Origin of the sequence: Pseudomonas sp. RL (assembly GCF_000647775.1) — a bacterium.
GTDB lineage: Bacteria > Pseudomonadota > Gammaproteobacteria > Pseudomonadales > Pseudomonadaceae > Serpens > Serpens flexibilis.
On sequence record NZ_JBOY01000061.1, the window covers coordinates 1 to 4,061 of the forward strand.

General features: G+C 70.6%; 7 protein-coding genes. All 7 read right to left on the reverse strand.

Annotated elements, in window-relative coordinates; all coding sequences use genetic code 11:
- Nucleotides 1-709, reverse strand: a 709-nt coding sequence (gspL, locus tag AS93_RS19180; RefSeq protein ID WP_037008982.1) for a type II secretion system protein GspL, incomplete at its 3' end; no start/stop codon positions are given.
- Entirely contained in the window at nt 702-1,664 is a 963-nt protein-coding gene (gene gspK, locus AS93_RS0110640; protein WP_027590598.1) for a type II secretion system minor pseudopilin GspK, read from the reverse strand. The genes gspK and gspL, both read right to left, overlap by 8 nt.
- Nucleotides 1,661-2,287: a type II secretion system minor pseudopilin GspJ gene (gspJ, locus tag AS93_RS0110645; protein ID WP_027590599.1), complete on the reverse strand. Its 627-nt coding sequence runs from the start codon at nt 2,285-2,287 to the stop codon at nt 1,661-1,663. The genes gspK and gspJ overlap by 4 nt, the downstream gene beginning before the upstream one ends.
- The gene (gene gspI, locus AS93_RS0110650) at nt 2,284-2,661 is read right to left on the reverse strand and encodes a type II secretion system minor pseudopilin GspI (protein ID WP_027590600.1); all 378 of its coding nucleotides are present in this window, start codon (nt 2,659-2,661) and stop codon (nt 2,284-2,286) included. The genes gspJ and gspI overlap by 4 nt, the downstream gene beginning before the upstream one ends.
- Complete coding sequence (gene gspH, locus AS93_RS0110655; protein ID WP_027590601.1) at nt 2,658-3,173, reverse strand: type II secretion system minor pseudopilin GspH; 516 nt, start codon at nt 3,171-3,173, stop codon at nt 2,658-2,660. Before gspH ends, gspI begins: the two co-directional genes overlap by 4 nt.
- On the reverse strand, nt 3,173-3,601 hold the full coding sequence (gene gspG, locus AS93_RS0110660) for a type II secretion system major pseudopilin GspG (protein ID WP_027590602.1): 429 nt from the start codon (nt 3,599-3,601) through the stop codon (nt 3,173-3,175). Before gspG ends, gspH begins: the two co-directional genes overlap by 1 nt.
- A 3-nt stretch (nt 3,602-3,604) precedes the next feature.
- A partial coding sequence (locus tag AS93_RS0110665) for a type II secretion system F family protein (RefSeq protein WP_027590603.1) occupies nt 3,605-4,061 on the reverse strand: 457 nt, incomplete at its 5' end.

Sequence of the window (4,061 nt, forward strand, 5' to 3'; positions counted from 1 at the left end):
CGAAGCCCCACTGCAGCAGCAGACACAAGCCCAGCGCGGCAGCTGGCAGGCGCCAGCGCCGCCAGTCGCCCGCCGGCTCGCGCACCGCGAACTCGCCCTGGGCCAGGTTGCAGCCGGCGGCGCAGCGGGTCAGCCAGCGATGCGGACTGGCCTCGCCCGCCGGGGGTGCACTGCTCGTCGGTAGCGGATCAGGCAGCAGCGTCTGCAGCACCGGCAGGTCCGCATCCTCCACGGCCAGCCGCACCGGCAGGTCGCCGCCCAGCAGCCAACGGTCGCCGAGCCGGCACAGCTGCGGACCGTCCACGGGCAGCAGATCGGCATCGACGCGGATTTCCCGGGGCGGATGTGCGGCGCAGGCCTGCAACCAGTCACGCAGCCAGTCACGGCGCAGCGCGAAGACCCGATGGCGACCATCCGCGAGGCGTTCCCCCACCGCCAGGTGGAAGGCTTCCACCTCCTCGGCCAGCCACTCCTCGACGGCGAACGGCAAGGCTTTGCGCAGCCAGCGCGGTTTCAGCGTAGGCAGGCTTACTGCACAGACCGTCACCGCTTCGACCGGCAACACCAGGCACCAGGGCTCCGTCAGCTCGTCCAGCGCCGTGGCGAACGCCACGGCGCCCTCCCCGTCGCCGGAGACCCTGCGCACGGCCAGATCGGCATCCACGCCCTGTGCCGCCTCCGGCGGCAGGAACAGCCAGGTTTCAAGCATCGTCGTCCCGCTCCTTGTGCATTCCCGCCTGGCCCAGATCGCGCGACAGCACCGTCAGGCCGCCATCGGCATCGCGCCGCAACAGGCTGACCAGCACCTGGCGGCGCCCGGCCAATTCCACCTCGCCGATCACCCGGAAATACCGGCTGCCCACCGCCAGCGGCTGGCCTGTCACGGTCTGTCCGGCGGCGCCCAGTTGGGCGATGAAACTTTCCACGCTGGCGAAGCCCTGCCCCTCGCGGGCAACGATCAATCCCTGGGCCAGCTGCGGCGACAGCCCCTCGGCCAGGCTGGCCAGTACCAGCGGCCCGGCACTGTTCAGGTTCAACCGGGCATCCAGCGGCAGCGCCGTGACGTGGGGCAGCAAGCGCCGGTAATCCACCTCGGCCATGTCCAGCAACAGACGCAGCTCGGAAGGCTCCGCCAGTATCCGGTTGGCCGCCCGGTACGCCGGCTGCAGCAGCAGGTAGTCGTTGTCCTCGGCGCCGCCGGGGCTGACCTGCTCATCCTCGTCGAGCCAGTCGCGCAGGCGCTCGGCATAGGGCGGGTCGATATCCAGCAGCCGCAGCAGCCGCTGGAACTGGGCAAAGGCCTGCAGCCCGGCGTTGTCCGGCAATGCCAGGGCATTGAGATTGAAGCGCCCGGTGGCGTCCTCGAGGCGCAGCTGCAGCGTGCCGCCTTCATCGAAGGGAAAGGGTTTCAGGGGCTGCGCCCAGGGCTCGGCGGGATGGTCGAGCGGCTGGCGCGCGTCACCCCGGCGCAGATCCTCGCGCAGGATCGCCTTGGCCAGCAGCTCGCCGCCCAGCGCGTAGTGCCAGGCCTGGTTGTGCACCAGCAGATTGCCGCTGCTGCGAATCGCCAGTTGCTGGCGGGCGATCAGCCCGGCACCCACCACGGTGACCAGCGCCACCACCAGCAGCACGGTGATCAGGGCCACGCCGCGCTGCCCGTTCATGCGCCCGCCTCGCTGCCCGCATCCGTGTCGGGCAGCCGGAACAGCCGGCGCAGCACGCCGTAATGCCGATGCTCCAGGCGCAGCTCCACGGCGCGCGGCAGCGAGCCAAGGCTCTGCTCGTCGACGCCACCAGGCCAGCTGTCCTGCCAGTTGCCGTCCTGGTCGAGGTAGCGCACCTGCCAGCCGCTCACGCCGTCGAGCACCTGCTGCACCTGCGGCTGGCTGTCCTGGGCCTGGTCGAGCACTGGCCAGTAGCGGCGCTCCCAGTAGCCATCGCGGACTTCCCAGCGCACCCGTTGCAGACGCGAGCGCGGACTGTCGGTGGGGTTGCGCCAGCCGGTGCGGGTGAACTCCAGCGTCTGCCGTTCGCGTCCCTCGCCGAGCAGCGCGGCCAGGCTGTCGCCGTAGGGCGCGCGCACCGGCCGCGCCAGCACCTGGCGCAGATCGCGTTCGAAGGCGGCCATGCCCCGGGTCAATTCGCGCAGGCGCTGCTCCTGTTGGCGGGTTGCCTCGTCGACGCGCAGCACGCTGTCCAGCAGCCGGTAGGTGCCCACCCCGAGCAGGGCGAACAGGGCGATGGCGATCAGCAGCTCCAGCAGGGTGAAGCCGCGTGCAGCCCTCATGGCGCAACCTCCAGGAATCCGCTCAGCGCCAGCAGTGCCTGTTCGCGTTCAAGGCTTTCGCCGCCCCGGGCGACCCACAGTTCCACCCGGCGCAGGGCCGGATGCGCCGTCGAATCGATGCGCGCCTGCCATTGCCAGGGGCGCCCGGCGTAGTCCAGCCGGCCCTGACGATTGCCCTCGCCCGGCGGCGGCTCTTCCAGCTGCAGCTCGATCAGCTGGTTGTCGGCGATCCACAGCGCCAGGGTCTTGTCCTCCAGGCGCGCGGCGGTCTGCAGGCTGCGCGCGCTGGCAGTGAGGATGCTGGCGGCGACCAGGGCGAAGATCGCCAGGGCGACCAGCACCTCCAGCAGGGTGAAGCCACGCGCCGATTTCATCCGCCCGCTCCGAGGGTCTGCACGCGGGGCAGACGAAAGCCGTCGCTGCTCAACTCCAGGCGCAGGCCAGCGGCGCGCCGCTCGGCCAGTTCCAGCCGAAACGGGCTGATCTCGCCGCTGGAGAGAATCAGCACCTGCGGGGCGGCAGCCGCCGGTCCCTTCGCACCGGCGACCCGCAGCGGCCGGCCCTCGATTTCCAGGCTGGCCTGCACGCCATGCGGCAACCGCTGCGCGGGCCGGTCTTCCCAGGGCGCCCAGCGGTCGCCGTCGTACGCCAGCACCTGCCACTGATCCGCGTCGATGCGCAGGCCGTACTCGCGGTTCTCCAGCACCGCTTCCTCGGCCAGCACGCCGATCAGCCCGGCCAGCCGCTCGGCCTCGCCACGCAGCTCGCGGGCCGGGCCGGCGAAGCCGCCACCGAGCACCGCCAGGCCGACCAGGCTGCCGATCAGCACCAGCACCACCAGCAGCTCGACCAGGGTGAAGCCCCGGCTGGCAGGTTGCGGGCGCATCAGATGTCCCAGTTGCCGATGTCGGCGTTCAGCTCGGCGCCGTCCTGCCGGCCATCGGCGCCCAGCGAATAGAGATCGAAGGCGCCCTTGCTGCCCGGCGCCAGGTACTGGTACGGATTGCCCCAGGGGTCCACCGGCAGGCGCTTGAGGTAGCCGTCGGGGTTCCAGTTGCGCGCCGTCGGGTTGCCGGAGGGCTTGCGCACCAGCGCCTCCAGGCCCTGCTGGGTGCTCGGGTAGCTGTAGTTGTCCAGCTTGTACATGTCGAGGGCGGCGGAAATGGCCTTGATGTCATTCTTCGCCACGGTGACCTTGGCCTGGTCCGGACGGCTCATGATCTGCGGCACCACCAGGGCGGCGAGGATGCCGAGGATGACCACCACCACCATGATCTCGATCAGCGTGAAGCCGTGCTGCGTGCGTCGTTGCATGGATTAGCCCACCAGTTGGTTGAGGGAAAGGATCGGCATCAGGATCGCCAGCACGATGACCAGCACCGTGGCGCCCATGAACACCAGCATGAAGGGTTCGAACAGGCCGACCAGCAGCGCCACCCGGGCGGCCAGGTCGCTTTCCTGGGTGGTGGCGGTGCGCGCCAGCATCTGATCGAGTTCGCCGGAGCGTTCGCCGCTTGCGATCATGTGCAGCATCATCGGCGGGAACTGGCGGGTGGCCTCCAGGGCGCGGGTCAGGCTGCCGCCCTCGCGCACCTTGCGCGCCGCCTCGCGTACCTCGCCGCGAATCAGCCGGTTGCCGATCACCTGGCCGGCGATGTCTAGCGCCTCCACCAGCGGCACACCGCTGCGGGTGAGGATCGCCAGGGTCGAGGCGAAGCGCGCACATTCGGCGGTGCGCAGCAACCCGCCGATCAGCGGCAGGCGCAACAGCAGG